This is a genomic window from Paenibacillus sinopodophylli, from assembly GCF_005930355.1.
In the GTDB taxonomy this organism is placed as follows: domain Bacteria; phylum Bacillota; class Bacilli; order Paenibacillales; family Paenibacillaceae; genus Pristimantibacillus; species Pristimantibacillus sinopodophylli.
Map to the genome: position 1 here is coordinate 254309 of NZ_VDBO01000004.1, position 22159 is coordinate 276467.

General features: G+C 47.8%; 21 protein-coding genes. 11 read left to right on the forward strand and 10 right to left on the reverse strand.

From position 1 onward, the window contains the following. Positions 1 to 13 precede the first annotated feature (13 nt). Genes FGT79_RS18260 through FGT79_RS18270 form a run of 3 tightly spaced genes read right to left on the reverse strand, consistent with a single transcriptional unit; the run spans position 14 to position 3844 of the window. On the reverse strand, positions 14 to 1525 hold the full coding sequence (locus FGT79_RS18260) for a UxaA family hydrolase (RefSeq protein ID WP_138754255.1): 1512 nt from the start codon (positions 1523 to 1525) through the stop codon (positions 14 to 16). Then, positions 1518 to 3017: a tagaturonate reductase gene (locus FGT79_RS18265; protein ID WP_138754256.1), complete on the reverse strand. Its 1500-nt coding sequence runs from the start codon at positions 3015 to 3017 to the stop codon at positions 1518 to 1520. Before FGT79_RS18265 ends, FGT79_RS18260 begins: the two co-directional genes overlap by 8 nt. Then, positions 3014 to 3844 carry an amidohydrolase family protein gene (locus FGT79_RS18270; protein WP_138754257.1) on the reverse strand — a complete coding sequence of 277 codons (831 nt, stop codon included), beginning with the start codon at positions 3842 to 3844 and terminating at the stop codon, positions 3014 to 3016. Before FGT79_RS18270 ends, FGT79_RS18265 begins: the two co-directional genes overlap by 4 nt. A gap of 148 nt (positions 3845 to 3992) precedes the next feature. Here FGT79_RS18270 and FGT79_RS18275 point away from each other — a divergent pair, with 148 nt between their 5' ends. The 3 genes from FGT79_RS18275 (at position 3993) to FGT79_RS31275 (ending at position 5328) form a co-directional block, all read left to right on the forward strand. After that, positions 3993 to 4856 (forward strand): AraC family transcriptional regulator, encoded by an 864-nt coding sequence (locus FGT79_RS18275; protein WP_138754258.1) that lies wholly within the window; start codon positions 3993 to 3995, stop codon positions 4854 to 4856. 93 nt (positions 4857 to 4949) lie between these two features. Then, on the forward strand, positions 4950 to 5111 hold the full coding sequence (locus FGT79_RS31270) for a hypothetical protein (RefSeq protein WP_171056313.1): 162 nt from the start codon (positions 4950 to 4952) through the stop codon (positions 5109 to 5111). A 49-nt stretch (positions 5112 to 5160) separates the two neighbouring features. Beyond that, on the forward strand, positions 5161 to 5328 hold the full coding sequence (locus tag FGT79_RS31275) for a hypothetical protein (protein WP_171056314.1): 168 nt from the start codon (positions 5161 to 5163) through the stop codon (positions 5326 to 5328). 130 nt (positions 5329 to 5458) lie between these two features. Here FGT79_RS31275 and FGT79_RS18280 read toward each other — a convergent pair whose 3' ends face one another. Next, positions 5459 to 6379, reverse strand: a complete 921-nt coding sequence (locus tag FGT79_RS18280) for an EamA family transporter (RefSeq protein ID WP_138754259.1) — start codon at positions 6377 to 6379, stop codon at positions 5459 to 5461. Positions 6380 to 6617: 238 nt separating this feature from the next. Here FGT79_RS18280 and FGT79_RS18285 point away from each other — a divergent pair, with 238 nt between their 5' ends. Continuing rightward, positions 6618 to 7799 carry an acyltransferase gene (locus FGT79_RS18285; protein WP_138754260.1) on the forward strand — a complete coding sequence of 394 codons (1182 nt, stop codon included), beginning with the start codon at positions 6618 to 6620 and terminating at the stop codon, positions 7797 to 7799. Positions 7800 to 7895: 96 nt separating this feature from the next. Here FGT79_RS18285 and FGT79_RS18290 read toward each other — a convergent pair whose 3' ends face one another. Further along, entirely contained in the window at positions 7896 to 8495 is a 600-nt protein-coding gene (locus FGT79_RS18290) for a hypothetical protein (protein WP_138754261.1), read from the reverse strand. Then, complete coding sequence (locus tag FGT79_RS18295) at positions 8492 to 8959, reverse strand: hypothetical protein (RefSeq protein ID WP_138754262.1); 468 nt, start codon at positions 8957 to 8959, stop codon at positions 8492 to 8494. The genes FGT79_RS18290 and FGT79_RS18295 overlap by 4 nt, the downstream gene beginning before the upstream one ends. Positions 8960 to 9196: 237 nt before the next feature. Here FGT79_RS18295 and FGT79_RS18300 point away from each other — a divergent pair, with 237 nt between their 5' ends. Then, entirely contained in the window at positions 9197 to 10069 is an 873-nt protein-coding gene (locus FGT79_RS18300) for a VOC family protein (protein WP_138754263.1), read from the forward strand. Here the strand turns inward: FGT79_RS18300 and FGT79_RS18305 are convergent. Beyond that, positions 10066 to 10920 carry an AraC family transcriptional regulator gene (locus FGT79_RS18305; protein WP_138754264.1) on the reverse strand — a complete coding sequence of 285 codons (855 nt, stop codon included), beginning with the start codon at positions 10918 to 10920 and terminating at the stop codon, positions 10066 to 10068. The two genes, FGT79_RS18300 and FGT79_RS18305, sit on opposite strands and share 4 nt — an antisense overlap. Positions 10921 to 11078: 158 nt before the next feature. Here FGT79_RS18305 and FGT79_RS18310 point away from each other — a divergent pair, with 158 nt between their 5' ends. Then, complete coding sequence (locus FGT79_RS18310) at positions 11079 to 13136, forward strand: beta-galactosidase (RefSeq protein WP_138754265.1); 2058 nt, start codon at positions 11079 to 11081, stop codon at positions 13134 to 13136. Between the two features lie 167 nt (positions 13137 to 13303). Here FGT79_RS18310 and FGT79_RS18315 read toward each other — a convergent pair whose 3' ends face one another. From FGT79_RS18315 to FGT79_RS18325, 3 genes are read right to left on the reverse strand one after another with little or no spacing between them, the layout of a single operon-like run. Continuing rightward, a complete protein-coding gene (locus FGT79_RS18315) occupies positions 13304 to 13771 on the reverse strand; it encodes a DMT family transporter (protein WP_138754266.1) in 468 nt (155 codons plus the stop codon). A 12-nt stretch (positions 13772 to 13783) separates the two neighbouring features. Continuing rightward, positions 13784 to 14482 carry a Crp/Fnr family transcriptional regulator gene (locus tag FGT79_RS18320; protein ID WP_138754267.1) on the reverse strand — a complete coding sequence of 233 codons (699 nt, stop codon included), beginning with the start codon at positions 14480 to 14482 and terminating at the stop codon, positions 13784 to 13786. A gap of 27 nt (positions 14483 to 14509) precedes the next feature. Further along, complete coding sequence (locus FGT79_RS18325) at positions 14510 to 14935, reverse strand: DMT family transporter (protein WP_138754268.1); 426 nt, start codon at positions 14933 to 14935, stop codon at positions 14510 to 14512. A 188-nt stretch (positions 14936 to 15123) separates the two neighbouring features. Here FGT79_RS18325 and FGT79_RS18330 point away from each other — a divergent pair, with 188 nt between their 5' ends. The 5 genes from FGT79_RS18330 to FGT79_RS18350 all read left to right on the forward strand — a co-directional run bounded on the left by FGT79_RS18330 (position 15124) and on the right by FGT79_RS18350 (position 22117). Continuing rightward, a complete protein-coding gene (locus FGT79_RS18330; RefSeq protein WP_138754269.1) occupies positions 15124 to 16878 on the forward strand; it encodes a sensor histidine kinase in 1755 nt (584 codons plus the stop codon). A gap of 28 nt (positions 16879 to 16906) precedes the next feature. Continuing rightward, positions 16907 to 18484, forward strand: coding sequence for a response regulator (locus FGT79_RS18335; RefSeq protein WP_342778505.1), 1578 nt, complete (start codon positions 16907 to 16909; stop codon positions 18482 to 18484). Between the two features lie 165 nt (positions 18485 to 18649). Next, positions 18650 to 19570, forward strand: coding sequence for an ABC transporter permease (locus FGT79_RS18340; protein ID WP_138754270.1), 921 nt, complete (start codon positions 18650 to 18652; stop codon positions 19568 to 19570). A 16-nt stretch (positions 19571 to 19586) separates the two neighbouring features. Next, positions 19587 to 20504: a carbohydrate ABC transporter permease gene (locus FGT79_RS18345; protein ID WP_138754271.1), complete on the forward strand. Its 918-nt coding sequence runs from the start codon at positions 19587 to 19589 to the stop codon at positions 20502 to 20504. Positions 20505 to 20551: 47 nt separating this feature from the next. Then, positions 20552 to 22117 (forward strand): ABC transporter substrate-binding protein, encoded by a 1566-nt coding sequence (locus tag FGT79_RS18350; RefSeq protein WP_246096484.1) that lies wholly within the window; start codon positions 20552 to 20554, stop codon positions 22115 to 22117. The last annotated feature ends 42 nt before the right edge of the window (positions 22118 to 22159 follow it).

Sequence of the window (22159 nt, forward strand, 5' to 3'; positions counted from 1 at the left end):
CCCCTATATACGTTTATAGAATGACCCCATCCTTGAAAATTGCAATTTCCTTAAAGCCGTTACGCTCATTATTCGTCTGAATCTCGCCCGAGGCCAATCGAATCAACTGCTCCCACAGCTCATCCGTAAGCATCTCCATGCTTTTGCCCTCCAGCAATTGGCCCGCATTAAAGTCAATCCAATTTTTCTTGCGTCCCGCAAGCTCACTGTTCGTCGCAATCTTGACGGTTGGTACAGGCCCTCCGAACGGCGTGCCCCTTCCAGTCGTGAACAATACGATATGAGCGCCTCCTGCAGACAACGCCGTAACGGACACAAGGTCATTGCCCGGTGCTTCCAATAAATTAAGCCCGCTGCTGCTTATACGCTCACCGTAAGCTACGACATCCTGAACGATTGCATGGCCGCCCTTCTGCGTACAGCCCAGCGACTTCTCTTCAAGCGTACTAATACCGCCTGCCTTATTGCCTGGTGAAGGGTTCTCATATATTTCCTGATCGTGCTTAATGAAATATTGCTTGAAATCATTAATCAAATGAACGATTTTGTCAAAAACCTGCTCATCCGCAGCGCGGCTCATTAGAATCGTCTCCGCTCCGAACATTTCTGGCACCTCTGTTAGAATCGCCGTGCCTCCCGCTTCAATGAGTCGGTCGGATACTGCGCCGACTAACGGGTTAGCCGTTATGCCTGACAAGCCATCGGATCCGCCGCATTTCAGGCCAAGCTTGAGCTTGGATACTGGAACCGGCTCGCGCTTGAAGCGCTCTGCATAACCGACAAGCTGCTCAACAAGCTCAAGCGCTTCCTCGATCTCATCCTCCGCCTCCTGCGACTTTATGAACTTCACCCGCTCCGAGCTATGCTCGCCGATCGCTTGTTTGAACGCATCAATCTGATTGTTCTCGCAGCCAAGCCCAATAACGAGCACGCCTGCCGCATTTGGATGATTCACCAGCGATGCGAGCAGCTTCTGTGTATGAACAAGATCATCGCCGAGCTGGGAGCAGCCGAAAGGATGGGCGAAGTGGAATACGCCTTCCACTCGCCCCTCATAAAGCGCATGGGCTTTGCGTGCTACGATTTCGCACGTTTTGTTAATGCAGCCGACCGTATTTATAATCCAAATTTCATTACGAATTCCAACATCACCGTTCTCGCGAACGAAGCCTTGGAAGGTGCGGCCTGCATCGAGCGAAGCGCCCTTCGGCTCGTCCTTGTCCTCATCCTCCGCATGCTGCTCATACGTGTAGTCCAGAAATCCCTTCAAGCCCGTCCCCATATTATGCGTATGCACCCAACTGCCCGGCTTGATAGCTTCTTTAGCTACCCCGATCGAGTAGCCGAACTTGAGTACATGCTCACCAGCGGCTACTGCTCTCGCCAGCACCTTATGACCCTTAGGCACCTCATCCTGCACTTCAAGCTCTATTCCGTTCTCAAGCGACAGCTTATCCCCTTTGGCAAAAGACTGCAGCGCTATCACGACGTGGTCCTGCTCATGCAATCGAACCCAGCTATTCATTGGCTTGTCGCTCCATTTCTGTTATTTCCGCACTAACAGCCGCAGCCAAGGCCGGCCAATCCACAGATAGGTCGCGCCCCCAGACGCTCGTTAATCCAAGCAGAACTGCAGTTGTCTGCACAAGCGTCCAACTCTGCTCCTCCGCCTCGGCCCATACGTTCGCAATACTATCCAGCAAACCAGCATCATCCCGTACGATATAAGAAGCTCCGCTCAAGGTTAACCCCGCATATCCATCTACCGTATGTTTCACTTTGTAATAACGCAGCAATCCAGCCAATCCAGCAACAAGACCGCTTGGCACGTTGTTTCCAGCTTCAGCGTAATACTGCAGCGATGGAAGCAGCCGCACCTTGAATTTGCTCAAGCTATTCATAGCGATATCGGCAAGCCTATGGCGGATAAACGGATTCAAGAATCGCTCATATACATCGCCCGCATATGCCTCCAGCTCATTCGGGTCAATCTCCGTCAGTGCTGGAATAATCTCCAGCTCCACCGTATTGCGAACCAGCGGCCCGAGCACGGCATGCTCCATTGCTTCTCGTACCTGCTCAACATCATGAAGCAGGCCAAGCGGCGTCATCAGTGTGTGCGCACCATTCAGAATGCGAACCTTGCGCAGCTGGAACGGCTTCAAATCCGCTACCCAATGAACGTTCAAGCCAGCCTTCTGCAGCGGCAGCACCGCTTCAAGCTCCTGCTCCCCTTCAATCGCCCACAAGTGATAAGGCTCAGCAGTCGTCAGCATTGAATCCGTATAGCCCCATTCGCTAAACCAAGCCTCTGCCTGAGACTGCTCTGGGTAGCCTGTCACAATTCGGTCCACAAGCGAGTTCAAGAATCGGTTGTGCTGCATCACCCATTCCTTGAACGCCTCAGGGTATCCGTAATCATCGCTATAGCGCAGAATACAGCTGCGCAGCTCATCGCCGTTGCGCTCAAGCAGCTCGCAAGGCAGGCAGATTAAGCCGCGCTCCGGATCTCCGCCGAAATGTACGAACCTGCGATAAAGCAGTGCGGTCAGCTTGCCGGGAAAGGATAGAATCGGCTGTCCTTCCACAAGCGTTTCCGGACGGTACACGAGCCCAGCTTCAGTCGTATTGGATACGACAACCTGTAGATCAGGGCTCTCAGCCAATCCAAGAAAGCTATCCCACTCCGAATAGGGGTCGAACACGCTGCCGAATACCGATATGATGTCATGACGCTGGATGCTTTGCCCGTTCTCCAAGCCTCGAATAACCAACGTATACAGCCCTTCTTGGCTGGCGAGCGCATCGATTTTGGGTTTGCCGCCGGGACGCGGCTGCGTCACAGCAACACTTCCCTCGTACAAGCCCTGTTTCTTGCACTCCTGAATCATCCAATCGAAGAAGCCGCGTAGAAAATTACCTTCGCCAATCTGCAGCACCTTTATTTTCTCTTGCTTCATCTCATCGTATATACGTGCCTGCTCGTCGTTTAACCGGCCTTGCCCTAATGTCGTCATATTCGGTAAAACTCCTTCGCATTTAGTCCGAATAGCCGCTCTCTCTCCGCTGCCGTCCAGCTCTGCGGCAATGCCTGTTCGACCACTTCAACGACCTCATCATAGCTTGCCGCCAGCAAACTGACGGGCCAGTCGCTGCCATACATCACTCGCTCGCTGCCGAACACTTCCAGCACATGCTCGATATAGGGTCTAAACTCCGCTGGCTTCCAATGCTCATGATCGGCTTCGGTTACCATGCCGGACAATTTGCAATATATATTCGAATGAGCTGCGAGCTGAGCCATCTGCGTTTTCCATGGCTCCAGCACACCGTCCTTGATTCGCGGCTTCGCGATATGGTCAATAACCGCGTGCAAGCCTGGAACAAGCTCAAGCAGTTGAACAAGCGGTTCTAGCTGATGCGATACGACCAGCAAATCGACTGGCACCATCTTCTCCGCAAAAAAAGTGAGCGCTTCCACATAAGGCGGTAATACGATCTCGCTCGCGTCTGCCATCTCCTGAATCATTAAGCGAAAGCCGACAAACTTAGGATGCTGCGCGAATCGCTCATAATGCTTCCGATAATGGGGGTCCGTTACGTCCAGCCATGCTACAACGCCTACAATGGAAGGCTCATTCTCGCTTAAAGCGAGCAAAAAATCCGTCTCCGCCAGTGTCGCCGCCGCTTGTACCACAATCGTTCCGTCCAACTGATGCTTATCTAAAAGAGGTTCCAGGTGCTGGGGCAAAAAATCCCTGTACAGCACTGGTATTTCTGGCGTAATCCATCCGTAATCCCCACGTTCTATGCTCCAATAATGCTGATGCGCATCCAATCTCATCGCTTCCGCCTCATTTCCAGCCGAATTAAGTTCCTCTTTATTATAAAAAACAAAATGGAGGTCTGAAATATGCTATTAGCGCATATTTGTACTCTTTTTTGATATTTGCTACAATCGAGCTGACAAATAAGGAAGGAGCGATGAACCGATGAATCCCTATCGCAAAAGGTTTGACGCTATGACCCCGTTTCCGTTCGAATGTGTATATCGGGATACTAAGAGCGCCCAGAACGAGTTGCCTGACCATTTCCACGAATGGTACGAGCTTGTTTATATTTATAGCGGCAAAGGCACATTCTTTGTTGATCAAACCTTCTATGACGCTGTGGCCGGCGACATCTTCCTCATTCCCGGCAATACGATCCACCGCTCGTTCCCAGACCCCGATGAACCGAAGACATCAACGGCGCTGTTCTTTAATGCTTCGCTCGTTCATAGTGCGCCACTTGGCGATTCCTTCTCCTATTTGCGCTGCTTCGATCAGGCTAAGCGTCAGAAAAGCTACCGATTATCAGCCGAATCAGCCGAGGCGAGGCAGACGATCGTCTCGCTCATCGACAGCATTCGTCACGAGGAACTCGGCAAACTGACAGGCTATCGCCAAGCTGTGCTGCTTCATCTTCAACAAATCTTATTGCTGCTCGGACGTACCTTGCCCTCGAAGGAAGATGGATCAGTGCTATCCACCACTGCACCAGGCTGGATGACAGCGATATTGACCTATATCGACGAACATCCCGGAAGTCCGCTCGGTCTATCCCAGCTAGCTAAGCGAGCAGCCGTTACGCCTGCTCATTTCTCCCGCGTATTCAAGAAGCTGACAGGCATGAACGTAACGGAATACGTCACCACCAAACGAATTATCCGCGCCAAAGAGCTTCTTATGCAAAGTGAGACCAATGTGGCGGACATTGCTGAGCAATGCGGGTTCGAGAGCCTTCCACATTTCCATCGCATGTTCAAAAAGCTGACAGGCACAACCCCCTCGCATTACAAAAAATCCGAAAATTGATAGATTTGACGGTTATCATTAGCTGATACAAGCAGTCCGACTCTCCCATATGCTATCTAGCAAGAACAAAGCGTATGGCAGGGAGGGAAAAGGATGGTTCGTTCCAGCGTCAAAACGGTCAAATACCGCGTCGGCAAAAACAATTACATTATCATTAATATTTATCAAACCTCCGAAGCAAGTGCACAGCAGGGCAACGTACTGGCAAGCAACGCGGCGACCGTACAAATTTTCAAAAAGAACAAACGTAGCTAGCCTCTGTTGCAGTGCAACCCCGATATTTCTTTTGAAAGGGGGTGAGATCATGTCATTCAAACATTCCAAACAAGGCAACTCGATCAAAAAAGACAACGGAAAAACCTTTGTCAACGTCAAGCAAGGCGCTAACGCTTCCATTAATCAAGGGGGCAACGCATTCGCAATCAACGCTTCCGACATTGGTGTAGTCCGTGTTCGCCCAGGCCAGCAATAAGCCGTTGCATTCGCCCAGCCCGCCCATGCGACATCGCTTAAGCAGTCATGTCATTCTATTCTATGCACCCAGGTAAAAAGGACTCGCAAGAAGGTCATTGACCAACTGGCGAGTCCTTTTTATTATCCATTTATGCGCCAAACAGCCTCATTAGCAGGATGCCTGCAAAGGCAAGCGAGATGCCTGTTACTTCAAGCGGAGTGAAGCGCTCCTTCACGACAAATCGTGTATAGAGCAAGACGATAAGTACATTCAGCGCCGTAACCGCAGAGACAAGCCCCGCTTTCCCAAGATCAAACGCCGTGACGATCAGCATCATCCCGACCGCATTCGTAGTGCCCACAGCAAGCCCGACCAAGTACGTTCGCTTTGCGCCCCAGAAAGGCTTATGCTGCGAAGTAGCGCCTACTTCTCGCCACGCCAAGTCTGTATTACTGGTCTCATGCGTTTGAAGAGCAAGCTCTCTTCGAAGATCGCGCAGCCACCATAGCCCGAAGCAAGCCGCACCCGTTATAAACATGAAAAACATCGTCGGGAACAGGTCTGCCTTCATAATTGTTGACCACTTACCTGAGAGATCATTAGCCGCGAACAGCAGCATCGCAAGCAGTCCCCATTGTGCACCCTGCAAATTACGAAGTGAGATGTCATTAGACAGTCGAACAAGCAGTACGCCACCGATGATTACGACAAATGCAACAACCTGCATCGTATGCAGCTTCTCTTGCCAGAACCATAATGCGGCAATCACAACGACAACGGATGGCAACGCCGTTAATATAGCCACTAAAGAGGCTTTGCCTACTGCAAAGCCTTTGAACATGCTCGCATTAGCGCCGAAAGAAAATAACCCCATCTGTATCCCGATAAGCGCCGCTAACGTCCAATCGGATGCGAACACAAGCGCACAAATTCCGTTGACAATTGCCCCCATACTGAATGTCCCGAACAGAAGCAGGTTGCGGCTCAGCGGCTTCTGGCTCGTCCAATGATACAAAATTCCCCGTAAACCAAAACAAAGGGCAGCGAATACCGAATACGTTAACCACATGGAAGCAAATCGCCCCTTTCCTGATGAACTTCAACCACTCTAGCTGCTAAGCATAACAGAACCTATCATATCAAGCGGAGAGCCATTTGTCTGTAACTAATCCTAAGCTCCAGGGGTGCGTCAGTCAGCAAGAAATAAATGTATTGGCTGAAATGAAGGCCAGCCTTATAATAGCGATAGAGGCCGCTAAGAGCCCAATATTGCCGTTGTCATTCTATAGTGGATTAGGGGATATTTAATGGAACAAGCTGCAAAAAGACCGTACATACCCGAGCTCGATCTCGTCCGAGCCTTCGGCATTTTGGCGGTAATCCTGATTCACTCCACATCAGCAGTCGTAGCCGGCTACGATCACCATGCTGCGCTTTATCCGCTCTATGTCTTTTTGAATACAGCAGCCAAATTTGCAGTTCCCATATTTATCTTCCTAAGCGGCTTCGTGCTATTCTACAACTACTATGACAAGCCCTTTACAGCCAAGACGATCGGACAGTTCTACAAAAAACGAATGTCCAAAATTTTAATTCCATTCTTATTGTTTTCGATCTTTTACTTTGCCTTTAGAAGATATGCGCAATTCGGGTTTACTGACATGAGAACATTCCTTGAATACTTCGCAACAACGAAATTTTTAAGCATGCTGTTCTCCGGCAAAACCTATACACATCTTTATTTTGTCATCATCATTATTCAGTTTTATATTCTTTCTCCGCTGCTGCTTTATGCCGTCAAACGCTTCCCTCTGCTCGGCAAACATATCGTCTGGATCGGCATGCTGGTGCAGTGGCTGTTTATTTACAAATTGGCTGATGAATGGAGCATTAATAGCCCTGGCAGCTATTGCTTTACCTATATGCTGTACTTCACAACAGGCGCATTTATCGGTATCTATTATATGAAGCTTATGCCGTGGATCAACATAGCCAGTAAACAGGCGGCCCCGGGCAGAATCGCAGCAGCGATCGCGATGTGGGTGCTTTTCATTGGTTCAAGCCTGCTTCTCTTCTACTTCCATTACGAGAATCGACTTTACCAAACAGCCGTTATTAACACGAATTTCTTAGAGATTATAGATGAAGTCCGCTGCATTACCGCAGGTCTCCTCCTGCTTCAGCTAGCTTACTGGGCTTATGCCGCGTGGAACAAAGCTGTTGTCCGTGCGCTCGTGCATATCGGAGCGACATCCTTTGGCATCTATTTGGTTCATCCTATTATTTTGTTCCTGTACCGCAAGACGAGCAACGTGGGCGATCCGCTGCTCTACCATGGCTGGGTCGCAGGCGGCTTCTTCGCGGCGCTGCTTATTCCATGGGCAATCGTAGCGCTGAGCGCTCCATTCAAATGGCATTGGCTCCTGTTTGGTCCGCTTCCAACTAGGAAGAAGAAATCCACTCCTGTGCAGCCAACACTTGAAGCCTAAATCAAAGAGCCGTCTCCGCTTGAATACAAGTGCGGACGGCTCTTTGATGCCTAACATTTAATCTACGAATAGGCATAATTTCCGAGTATTACTCTTTCAACCTTCTTTTTTAATTGCCCTGTTGTCATCACTCAGCTCATATAGCAATACACCATTTACATCATATGCATACAGGTGGTTATGGCTCGTTCCCTCCGGCTCCTCCTTAGGAATGCGGTAGGATCTGGCCGCAATGTACGTTCCGTTATTGATATCGGCTTCCTGCTCATGACCATCCCACCACATGATCTTCAGCTTTGCTATTCGAGCATCGTTCACCGGCCCCGCAGCATAATAATGCCGATATTTGCCGAAGGTCGAATAGCCCCAAAGAAATTCAAGCACAGTATGCTCGTCAAGCGGCCTCCCTCCGCCTCCCCCACGATAGCTCCAAAATAAACCCAGCGTCTTTTTTACGAATAAATGATGATAAAGGCCATGCTCCTTATCGACGATTTGCAGCAATTCGTATCCTTGACCGGTCTTAATCCTCTCTGTGATCGGTGCGAACGGCACCTCAAACATATTCAAAGCCTTACGAACAGTTTGATCAATGCGAAGTGAGCTGCTCGAGAACAATGTGACAAACAACGTGCAGCTTGCTGCCATAATCAATAGCCAGCGTATGGCATGGCCTGCTACGATTTTAAGGTTCATTTGCTGCTCCCTCCTTCTAGCGGAATCAGAAAGGAGAGCGATTGGCCGTACGCTTCTTGATGAACCGTAATCGATTTCAAATTTTCTGGTACCTGTTCAAATGTGAAATGCCCCGTTGACTTGTAATATCCCGTAGAACCACTAGAAGTTCTATAGCTCAGCACCTCGCCTGAGTCCGTCGTCACTTGAATACGATTCGGAAACAATGGCACCGAGAACAAATCTTTCGTCGACAGGTACACAGTAAGCTTCCCCTCCCCGTATATAACCCCATCCACATTTACCCGCATACCGAAATAAGTCTGCGCATCTGCATCTACCTTGTAATAGTAGCCTTTTTTCTTGGCTTCGCTAAGCTGAGTATCCCGATCAAACAAATCGAAGGTGTGCAGCAGGTTGAAAACTGCCAAACCTCCTATGACAACCAGTAATGTCCATTCTATTTTGCGTAACGCAATTCTCATACTGTCTCCTCTCCAGCTCAATTATTAGTTACTTTTAATTAGTTACTTTATTTTATTTATTTCTTGTGATAAAATAAGTCCATAAAGCAGAGCATAATCATTCATGTGTGTTTTTATAGTATGAACGCTCAGTACGTATTTTTCCAGTATTCGGAACAATATATAACGATTAGGAGCATTACAGGTAGGCCACCGATTCGCTAAGCATACTTACATTCAAATAGAGGAGGAATTCATATGTCTGCCATTCTAGACCCGCATATTTCGCTAGGCGAAGTCAAACTAAAGGTTAGTCAATTAGAGAGATCGATTCGTTTCTACGAGGAGGTTGTCGGATTAAAGGCTCTGCCGCTGGATGAGGCGAAGCGTGAAGCTTCTTTCACCGCTGACGGATTAAATGTTCTGCTTGTCATCGAGGAGGTGCCGAATGCGCTCATTCCGCCAAGAAGGTCTCATGCGGGGCTTTACCACTTCGCCATCCTGCTCCCGAACCGCCCGTCCTTGTCGCTTGCGCTCCGACATTTAATCAACACAGGCATTCATATCGGTCAAGCCGACCACCTTGTCAGCGAGGCGCTATATATAGAAGACCCTGATCATAACGGAATTGAAATTTACCGAGACCGGCCGCGCAGCGAATGGACACAAGATGACCGCGGCAACTATGTGATGGCATCCGATCCACTTGATATGGAAAGCCTGCTTGCAGAGAGCAGCGGACAAGAGTGGAGCGGCCTACCGGCTGGCACCATCATTGGGCATATCCATCTTCATGTTGGAGATTTGCGTACTTCGCGTGCGTTCTATGAAAGCAAGCTAGGCTTTGATGTCGTTGGCGACTATGCCCAAATGTCCGCTTTGTTCATCTCGGCTGGTGGTTACCATCACCATATCGGCATGAATATTTGGGCAGGTATAGGCGCTGCTTTGCCTCCAGCGAACACTGTAGGTCTATCTTATTTCACAATCGTCTTCCCAAGTGAAGAGTCCCGCGAAGCTTGGTTGACTGAGCTGCGCGCAGCAGGCGTTGCAACATCAGCTCTAGGCGAAGCTATTGTGCTGCATGACCCATCCGGTATTGCAATCCATACCATTGTTAAAGCGGTTTAATGGAGCGTGGCTCCTTGCCCGTATATCATTCTGTACATTTTGGGCGATACGTCCTCTGATGAACGAAATACCCTTATGAAATAACTCGCTTGCGCGAACCCGCAACGCGCCGCAACCTCTGTCACGGATAACGCCGTCGTCGCCAGCAGCAGCTTAGCTGTATCGATCCGGCATTCCGTGACATAGTGATTCGGCGTTTTTCCCATGACCTGCTGAAATAGCCTCAGGAAGTGGTACGGGCTGTAGCCAGCCAGTGCCGACATTCTCTCCAAGCTCCACGGCTCCGCGCATTTGTGCCGAATCTGATCGGCCGCAACCCGTATCGCATTCTGCTTCTCCAGTGCTAATGAACCCTCCAGCCGCTCCGAATGCTGCACCAGTTCCACTAGAATCTCATAGAGCAGCGCCGATAGACGCGGCTCATTGCTTGTCTCGAAGGGCTGGCACAGTGCGTACATCTCCTCTGTCAGTTCCTTGAAGCGGTCGCGGTTCGAGAACGTAAACAGCCAGCCTCCCGTTTCATCAGCTTCCCTTAGCATCGGCAGCGGAATTTGCGTCTCGAAATGGATCCAACGCACATCCCATGCATCGCCCGCGTTAGAGCCGTATTGCTGGAACGCATGTTTAGGGAACAGAAAACCGTCTCCCGTCCGCAGCTGCAGCTTCTCTCCACCACTGCCATTCGTAACATAACCGCTCCCCTCAAATATGAGATGCAAATTATAATGCTTGAGCTGGCCCTGTTCTCTCCGCTCTTCATGCTGCGGAAATTTGTTGTATCTTCCAAACAGGTCAGGGTAGCATACATAATGGGGAAAGGCTGGACTTGGTACGATATAGTGCTCGCGCATGGCTGCACACCCCCTCTTCAAGTTCGCAATATTGTATCATTAATCGCATGATATTGTCATTTACGTCTTATTCAATAGACTTTAAAATGAAAATACAGACATACGATTAGCAATATATTCGCATGACCATTACTTTCATTATTCAGGAGGAACACTATATGAAACCGATCGATGCCCTCAAAGAATTCCGCCTTGGCGCCTGCTATTATCCGGAGCACTGGCAGGAATCACTATGGGAGGATGATTTCCGCCGCATGCGCGAGCTCAACTTCTCCATCATCCGCGTAGCAGAATTTGCTTGGTCGATCTTCGAGCCGCAGGAAGGCGTCTTCTCCTTCGACTTGTTCGACCGCGCGCTTGATCTTGCTCACAAGCACGGACTTACAGTTATTATCGGAACGCCTACAGCTACGCCTCCCGCTTGGCTGACTCATAAATATCCAGAGGTGCTAAACGTCTCTCATGATGGCGTTACACTTCATCACGGCTTGCGCCGTCATTATAACTACAGCAGCACGAAATACCGCGAGCTGTCGGCGATCATCACACGCAAGATGGCTGAGCATTACAAAGATCACCCTGCCGTAATCGGCTGGCAGCTTGACAATGAGTTCAACTGCGAGATCAACGAGTTCTATGCACCTGCCGATCATGACGCTTTCCGCGCATGGCTGCAGGAGAAATACGGTACGCTGGACAAGCTTAACGAAGCGTGGGGTACTGTATTCTGGAGCCAAACCTACAGCGCTTGGGAGCAGGTTTTCCTGCCGCGACCAACGCCTGGGCAGAGACAGCCGAATCCTCACCAAGCTTTGGATGAGAAACGCTTTATATCCGACAACACGATTTCGTATGCTAAAGTGCAAAGTGATATTTTGCGAGAAGTCGCTCCCAATCACTGGGTAACGACGAACGGACTGTTCGGACATTTGGACAGCCACCGGATGAACGACGAGCTACTTGACTTTTTCAGCTACGACAGCTATCCACAATTCTCGGCACTTGCTGATAACCAAAACGAAGAGAACCCACTAGCCGACCGCGCTTGGAGCCAGAAGCTCAGTTCGGTTCGTTCGATCTCACCGAACTTTGTCATCATGGAGCAGCAATCTGGCCCTGGCGGCTGGGTCAATCGCATGAATATGGCTTCACCTAAGCCAGGACAAATGCGGCTCTGGACATATCAATCCATCGCTCACGGCGCGAACATGGTCCTCTACTTCCGCTGGCGGACGGCAACAGTCGGCAACGAAATTTACTGGCATGGTATCAACGACTACCATAACCGTCCGAATCGCCGCGTGCGCGAAGCAGGACAAATCGGCTCGGAGCTTGCGCTTGCAGGCAATCGCATTACGACGGCAGCGGAGTTCAAAGCCGATATCGCCCTCGTTCGCGATTATGACAACGAATGGGACGGCGAATACGATATTTGGCATGGCCCGTTCTCATGGCAAAGCGGAACATCGTGGTTCAAAGTACTTAACAGACGCCACATTCCAAGCGATACGCTTTATATCCGAAGCCATACAACCATTGAAGACCTCAAACGCTATAAGGTTCTCATCTATCCGCATGCTGCCATCATGCGCGATGAGACTGCCGCCATGCTGGAGCAATACACGCGTGAAGGCGGCATCATTATTTTCGGCTGCCGGACGGGCTACAAGAATGAACACGGCCACACCTACATGCGTCCATTCCCTGGCGCTGCTGCTGGACTTTGCGGTATTTCCGTCGAGGAATTCACTATGATTAATGGTATGCGCAAGGCAACTACGATGAAGTGGAACGGCGGAGACGAAGCACTAACTGCCGCAGATTCATTCAACGAAGTATTGTATGTCGAAGATGATTCCGTCGAGGTCGTTGCGACATATGCCTCCGATTTCTATGCAGGCAAACCTGCTGTAACGAAGAATGCTTTCGGAGAAGGCCAAGCTTGGTACTTCGGAGCCGTATTTAACGATGAGGCCGCAGAACAAATCATTGACCGCCTTGGACTCGCAGCGCCGACAGCCAGCTGGCTGTCGCTCCCACCCGATGTGGAGCTTGCGATTCGTGAAGGTGAAGATGGGCCATTGTACTTCTTGCTCAACTTCAGTGAACAGCCTGCTGCCATCACGCTCAAGGAATCCAAAACGGATGTGCTTACTGGAAACACGTTAAACGGTTCGGTATCGCTGGAAGGCTTCGGCGTTGTCGTTCTTAGCTAGAGCTGCTTAATTGATAGGGAAATAAAAAGCCGACCAAGCTCATGAGCTTGAAATATAGAGAAAGGATATCGCAATCCTTTCTCTATATCTCTCGGAATGAACGCGCTGTGCCGCCAGAAGGCGACGACAGCCGTTTCACCTTGGGAGGCTTTCTTATAAGACTACGGTCACACCGTTTCGGTAGCCTTCGCATAAACACGCGCCCCGCTCCATTTGAACAAAACAATTCCTCCGGCGATGACGAGAACGCCAATCAGCTTAGTCGGTGTGAATGGAACTCTCTCAAGCCCTAGCCAGCCCAAGGAATCCCAAAGCAGTGCGAAGCCAAGTTGCGAAGATAACACAAGCGAGACTCCAAGTGTTGGACCAAGCAGCCTTATGCCATTCACTAAGCTAATGACGACACCTACCCCAATCACTCCGCTGAACCAATACCAGAGCTGCATGTTGTGCAGCACAAACATTTCTTTCCCCTCGAATGCTAAGCCGAGCAGCAGTGACGCAGCAAATCCCGTACCAAGCACTAATGCCGTAGTTGCCCACGAGCCTGCGTGCTCACTCACTTTGCTATTGAATATATTCTGCAAGCCGACTAGCGATCCCGCTATAACAGACAGCAACAACCCAAATACCATGATCATTTCTCCTTATTTGCTGATCGGTTGGCTCACAAGTGCGCTTAACCGTTCCTTATCTTTGATGAATATGCCCGCTTTGCTCCGCTCAACCAAACCTTCTGCACAAAACTTCTGAATCACTCTGTTCAAATGCCGATAACTCGTTCCGATCAAATTCGCCGTATCCGTAAGGCTTCCTGTTCGGAGTTGACCTTTGAAATCCTTATCTGTCTCATCATAGGAAACAGACAGCAAATAGCTTGCTAATCGAATTTCTACCGGATACATCAGATTCATGCTCATTGCGCTTGACTTAATGAAAAACTTCTTCGTTATAATATCTAATAGGAAATGGAGCAGCGGGGTATAATCATGACTGTATGTGTTCAGTGACCGATAATGAACGCCAATCATTATCACAGGCGATACCGCCTCGACTGTATTAATCATCTCAATTCCGCGAATATACTCGATATCTCCAATGACCTCAAGCGGTGTTTTGAACGAAATAACGAGCGTCCTGCCTTCCGCAGAGGTGTTGAATATTTTGATCTTCCCCTTCACCAGCACGTACAAATATTGTGAGGCTGCTCCCTGCGTACAGATTTGCTCGCCTTGCTCGAAGCTGCAGAGCGACAAATGTGGAAGCAGCGGTTTATGAAAGATCGGCTCCAATTGATGCACCTGCAAATAATGCATAAGCTGAGCAGGCTCTTTGATTTCTTTCATTCGGCTCTCTCACCTCTATTGCGTCATTTAGAATGTCAAGATCACTACACCAGCAATCATCATCCCTATTCCTACGAGCTGCGGCATTCTAATCGTCTGTTTTGTCACGCCGAACCATCCGCTAACATCTATCCAATAAGTAAGGCATAGCTGGGCGATCAGCACAGCAGCGATTGTAAAGGTGACGCCCATATGATGAATAGCGGTCACATTGCCGTAGATGATAACAGCGGCAAACGCACCGCCTATCCAATAAAGCGGCTTTACCCGTCCGAATCCTTGCCATTTCCCATCCCGAATAACGAGCAGAATAAGCAGTGCCGTCACAAATCCTGTAAACTGAGTAAGCGCGGCCGCCTGCCATGTACCAATGTCTTGGCTGATCCGCGAGTTGGCTACCCCCTGCAGGGTAATTAAAGCTCCGCCTAATAGCGCAAACAGTATTCCTTTCATGCCCTCTCTCCTTCATTCTTCTTACATTCATTAAAAGTCAGAAGGAGTCATGAAGGATAGGACATATGTCCTTGATCTAAGTTTTTCGGCTGGAGTCCGCCGTGTGAATGGTTCTTCCTAGTCGTTTCTTTAGTTTAACTTATGCTGTATATTTAATAAAAACAATTTGGCTGGAAAGAGGAAGCAGGATGCGACGATTCAAACTGGGAAAGCTGTATATCCCCTTCACCTACAAAATGATGATCCCTTACCTTCTACTCGTTCTATTAACTGATCTGCTCATTGGCTATATTTCGTACACGATGCTTATTCAATCCCGAACGGAAATGGCAGAGACGAATATTCGAACCGCTATGAAGCAGACGCGCAACAATATTGAATACCAAATGGATGAAATTAATCGGATGTCGAGCACCTTATTCACCAGTCTTACGTTTCAGAACGCGCTTCAGAATTCAGGAGACCCGCTCGAGATTATGCTCAAAATGCGAGATGACATCATCCCGCAGATGAAAGCTCCACTGCAGCTTTACGGGAATAACATCCGACTTGCTCTCTATACGGTGAATGATAAAATGTATGAAGTTCCCGGAGACAATATGGAGAACAAGATCGAAAGAAGAGATTATTACGTTCTCCCTTTCACCAGTATCGAGAATACGGATTGGTTCCAATCCATCTTAAAGCAGAACCAGGATAATTTATGGATTCAACTTGATACGGATAAGAAGCTCGATCATATCTCCCATTTCCGAAAACTGGTCTCCTCGAGCAGCCTGGCACCCGTAATCGGTTATATCCGCGTAACCGCAAGGTTCGATGAGCTATTCGGCAACTTCGATACGTTTCCGATTGATCAAGGGATCACGCTGCGGCTGGTCGATACGACGACAGGCAATACGCTTTATACACGAGGCGAGGCAGTAACGGCAGGGAGCACAAGCAATGATCTTAGCATCACCGAGCAAATTAGCGGAACACCTTTCATTATTGAATCACTCGTTCCCCATGCCTATTTGAATAAAGATGCCAGCAGAATGCAACGAGTAATCGGGACGGTCTGTACGATCAGCTTTCTCGTCATGGCTTTTATCGGCTTTATCGTTGCAAGGCTCTCCGGCAAAAAAATGAAGCGAATCGTCACGCTCGTCCGCTCCTTCCAGGAAGGAAACTTTCATAAGCGGATCGTGTTCACCGGCAATGATGAATTCGTCCATATCGCCGATTCGTTCAACCAGATGGCGACCAGCATTCAGGAATTAATTAAAAGAGAATACGTGCAGGGCATTCAGAAGAAGCAGGCCGAGCTTGATGTGCTTCAAGCACAAATCAGTCCTCATTTCTTATATAATACCTTGTCTACCATAGGCAGTCTCGCCAATCTCGGAGAGGTTCAGAAGGTTACCCAAATGGTTCAGGGATTGTCCAAGTTCTATAGGCTTACCTTAAATGGCGGTCATGTATATATCTCCTTAGAGAAGGAGCTTGAACAAATTGAAGCCTATCTCGATATTCAACGGGTCAAGTATGCGGATACCTTCAAGGTCTATTTTGATATCGAGCCTGACATCCTGCACACGCCAATTATTAAGCTGATTCTACAGCCATTTGTCGAGAATATATTCAAGCACTCCTGGTTCGGCAAATCCATTGCTATTCGCATAACCGGGAAACGGCTGGGCGACCATATCGAGCTGAAGGTCATCGATAACGGAATCGGAATGCGACCGGATACCCTTAAGAAAATGCAAGCCAATACACTTCAGCCGGATAACCAGTCGGATAAATACGGACTCAAAAACGTGGAAGAGAGAATTAAGCTAAGGTACGGGAACGACTTCGGCATTCGCATCGGAAGCCATTACGGAGCAGGTACGACTGTGCAAATTATTCTACCGATGGTTCATCCCGAGAAGAAAGAAGATGGCGATAGCATCGCCTAATCTCAGACAACGATGAGAGGAGCAGAAGATGATGGAAATGAACATTTTACTGGTTGATGATGAATCCATTGATTTGGAATGGCTCAGACGGCGAGTTGTAAGCAACAAGACGATGCAGCATCACAATGTGAGAACCGCAGTAAGCGGCTTCGAGGCACTGGAGCTTCTGGAACAGCACAAGATTGATCTTATTCTCTCAGATATACGAATGCCTATTATGTCCGGGATGGAATTCGCCCGCAAAGCGAAGGAAATCAATCCGCAGGTTCATATTGTATTTATAAGCGGCCATCAGGACTTCAGCTATGCGAAAGAAGCCATTCAATTGAACGCATCCGGCTACCTTCTGAAACCAGTGGAAGATAGTGAGCTGCATGATATGCTTGATATGATGAGCAGCAAGATAGAGGACGAATGGAAGCAGCGATCGTCCCTGTCTGAGACACTGAGCCTTGTACATCAGGAACTGCTTTTGCGATGGTTTAAGGAGCCTACTCCCGGACAAGTAGAGGCCCATCTTCATCAGTTTCTCACTCCGATTCTTCAAAGCGGAGCGGCAGTCGCAATTATTGAGGTTGATGATTTGGCTTGGAAAATCAATCAAGTTTCCGAAGAGGAACGGCGTTCGTTGATCACAAGCATCTCTCACTTCATCCGCGAATTTGTGAATGCGAAAGGCCTTGGAACATTGATGGCAAGCTATGACGATCATTTCGTGCTGCTGACAACCATTCAGGAGGAACATATAAAGGCGATCCTTGAGCAGCTAATCGAAGCATTCAACAAACAATTTGCCTATTCGATTACGATTGGGACGGGCAACTATACATCTGAGATCAATAAACTGCATGACTCCTATCGGCAAGCTCAAGCCGCGTTGAGCATCAAGTGGGTGTTTGGCAAAAACAGGCTCATACAGGATGCTTCGGCATGGTCTCCCAAGCAGACCATGGCTTTGAATCTGGAGGAGAAGGTTGACCGCATGCTTCAAGCCATGCTCGAATACGACCTGACTACGATTGATGATTGCTTGCTGGAGCTGTTCAACGGGGATCAGCCCTTAACTCAGAAAAGCGACATTTATGATCTTATCATTCGCATTACTTCCAAGCTTCATGCTGATCTTCAACAGATGAACGAGCATTTGTATGAAATTTTGAAATGGGAATCTCATCAGCCTTTTATACTGTTTCAATTTGAAACGGTGCATGATATTTTATCGTGGCTGCGAAGACGATTCTTCGAATTGTCTGAGCTGCTGTATTTGAAGAAGCAGCGGCAGAAACGCAAGCTGATTGATGAGATTACACAGTTCGTTGAGCAGAGACTTGACCAGAAGATCACGCTGAATGAGGTGGCTTCACACTTCGACTTCACGCCTAACTACTTAGGACAGCTCTTCAAAGCCGAGACGAATACATTGTTTACCGACTTCCTCATTGATTTGCGCATGAAGCGTGTATGTGAATTGCTGAAGGACCCAACTAGAAAAGTGTATGAGATCGCTGAGCTTGCCGGATACAAAAACATTGTTTATTTCAACCGGCAGTTTAAGCTGTCCACGGGCATGTCGCCTGGCGAATACCGTAAGCAGCATAAAATTTAGAATTTGAATAAGCGACTGCCCGCGTCTGCTACGGACCGGGCAGTTTCTTTGCACTTATACAGTCAATCGTTGAATTAGTATTGGTTTTAGTTGTTCAAGCTAATTATGCGGCTCACTTCTATTTCTTATAATAAGCTTAGACAAGAGATGAGAGAGGGAGCGCACATGAAACGAAACGGATTTATAAACGATTTGATCAAATACCGCGCGATTCTGCTGATGCTGACGCCCGCTGTTTTGTTTTTCCTGCTGTTTGCTTATGTACCGATGGCAGGAATAATCATTGCGTTCAAGCATTATGATTACGCCGGCGGTATTTTTGGAAGCGCATGGAACGGGCTGGATAATTTCCGATTTTTCTTCGAATCGGGAGATGCTTGGAGAATTACGAGAAATACGGCGCTATACAATATAGCCTTTATAGTCGTAAATAACGTCCTGCAAATTTTTACAGCGATTCTATTGTTTGAGGTTGGAGGCAAATGGTTCCGTAAAATTACGCAATCCATTCTATTCCTCCCTTACTTCATTTCATGGGTCGTCGTAGGGGCAATTGCCTACAACCTATTGAACTTCGACATCGGTACCGTCAACTCCATCCTTAGAGGAATCGGCATGGAACCGATCGACATCTATAATACACCAGCTTATTGGCCATACATTCTCACAATTGTGTCGGCTTGGAAGATGCTCGGTTATGGTACGGTTATGTACCTGGCTGCCATTACAAGCATTGATACGGAGATGTATGAAGCCGCTGAGATCGATGGAGCGAATGTGTTCCAGCGTATTCTGAAAGTAACGATTCCTAACTTGTATCCAACGGTTATTATTCTGGTACTGCTCGCAGTCGGCAATATTTTCAGAGGCGACTTCGGTATGTTCTACAATATGATCGGCAACAATGGTGTTCTATTCTCAAGCACTGACGTCATCGACACGTTCGTATTCAGGTCACTGATTACTTCAAATGATATTGGTATGTCGGCCGCAGCAGGAGTTTTCCAATCCGTTCTTGGATTTACAGCCATCATGCTCGTGAACTACTCAGTTCGCAGATATGACAAAGATCGGGCCTTATTCTAATGGGAGGTAATATGATATGAGTGGAACTGAGTTTGAAACGAAACCAGTAAGATCAGCGCAACGGGATCGCCAATTGCTTTCCGTTATCGGCTACATTTCTTTATCTGTCCTGGCTGCTCTATGCATCCTGCCTTTTATTCTAATCTTATCTTCGTCACTGTCCGAAGAAAGTACGATTGTTACCAAAGGCTATCAATTTTTCCCGAGTGCATTTTCATTCGAGCCCTACAAAATTTTGTTTCAGTATCCTGAACAAATTATACGGGCATACTCGGTGACACTCGCTGTGACCGCAATCGGAACGGCTTTAGGATTATTCCTGACAGCCATGACTGCTTACTGCTTGTCCAGAAGAGATTTCAAATGGCGCAACCAATTTTCCTTCTTCTTTTTCTTTACCACATTGTTCAGCGGCGGTCTTGTACCTTGGTACCTTCTAGTCGTCAATTACTTGCACATGAAGGATACAATTCTCGCTTTGATTCTTCCGCTGCTGCTCAACGTGTTCTATATCATTGTTATGAAATCGTTTATGAGCAACATCCCAGAAGCGATTGTAGAATCGGCTAAAATCGACGGTGCAGGCGACTTTCTCATTTTCCTTCGTCTGATTCTTCCGCTCTCGAAGCCTGCTCTTGCAACGATTGGACTATTTCTTGCACTAGGGTATTGGAATGACTGGTACAACGCCTTGCTTTTTGTCTCGGATGAAAAGCTGATGCCTCTCCAATACTACCTCTACAAAATGCTTGGCAATATGGATGGTATGCGTAAAGCGATGATGGGCTCAGGCGCAGTCGTTACAAACGTACTGCCTACCGAAGGCTTGAAGATGGCGATGACCGTTGTTGCAAGCGGACCAATATTAGTCGCTTATCCGTTCATTCAGAAATATTTTGTTAAAGGCTTAACGATTGGCGCTGTAAAAGGATGATTCCAAGGAAACTTGGTTTATCGATAAATGATAAGGGGGATTTTCAAATGGTTAAAAAGAGAAGTATGATTATGCTGGCTATGATTATGGCAATTGTGATGATCATCAGTGCTTGCGGCAGCAACAATAATAATGCACCTGCTGCTACTAAGGCACCTGAGGGTGGAGAGTCCAGCACGAATACAGAGCAAGGCCAAGGCGCGTTAGATACATCTGAAGCGGTTAAACTTAAAATGGTATTTGTAGGCCCTAAACCGGTTGATTACGATTCTGTATTTGCAGCTGTTAACGAGAAATTGAAAGCAAAAATCAATGTAACGCTTGAAGGTGAATTTCTGGATTGGTCCGATTGGGCACAGAAATATCCATTGAAGCTCGCTGCTAATGAAGATTTCGACCTTATCTATACGGCTAACTGGGCAGGCTACAATGACCAAGCGCTTAAAGGCGGCTTCCTTGAACTGACAGAAGATATGCTGAAAACGTATATGCCTACCACTTGGAAAGAAATGTCCGAAGTGAACTGGGACCAAGCTAAAGTAAACGGCAAATTGTTCATGGTTCCTCAGAACCTTGGTGAATCTGTAGAGAAGCTTATCCTCTACCGTGAAGATTTGCGTAAAAAATACGATCTTCCTGCAATCGACAGCCCTGAAACGTATGCTACTTATTTGAAAACAATTGCCGCTAATGAGAAAGGAATTACTCCTTTCACACCAGAAACAGGCGACTGGAAAATGCACAACCTAGACCGTATTACGTTGAAGCAGCAATACGATTGGAACCTGTTTGATCTAGACATTCCACTCGGCTTCAAAATCACAGATGAAACTGGAAAGATCTTCAATGTTTATGAAACACCAGAATTTAAAGATTTGCTTGTTTACTACAAAGACCTTGCTGACAATGGTGCTTGGTCCAAAAACGTACTAAACAATAAAAATGATCATCAGCAAGATTTCAGAGAAGGTAAAACAGCATCCATTACTCATAACATGGGTACGCTCGGCTCACTAATGGCCTTGATGCGCCAAACGAACCAATTTGAAGTTGCACTTGCTGATATTAACCCGAACAGCAAGAAATCCCAAGCAGTAGCTACACAGAACGGTGTATCCGTACATGCTACATCGAAACATCCAGAGCGTGCTCTTATGTTCATCGATTTGATGCAAAATGATCAAGAGCTGCATGACCTTATCAATCTTGGTATTGAAGGTGTTCACTACACAGCTGTTGGCACTGAGAAATTCCAATCAACAGAAAAAAGCCCGAACTACACTGGCTTCTCCTTCTGGGGCTTCAACTCCCCTCTAAACCGTGATAACGAGTCCTTCCCTGAAGAAGCGACTGCTATGCAAAAAGGTTGGGACAGCAGCGTATATCACTACCCGCTCGAAACATTTGTTTTCGATAACAGCAAAGTAAAAACAGAAGTAGCCAATGTAAGCAACGTGATGCTTCGTTATGCGATTCCACTTGAGTATGGTGTAATCAAAGACGTAGATAAAGGCCTTGAAGACTTGAACAAACAAATTAAAGCAGCAGGTATCGAAAAGATTCAGGCTGAATTGCAAGCCCAAGTCGATGCATTCCTTGCAGCGAAAAAATAAAACAAAAAGAGAGAAGGCCGCCGCCTTCTCTCTTTCTGTATT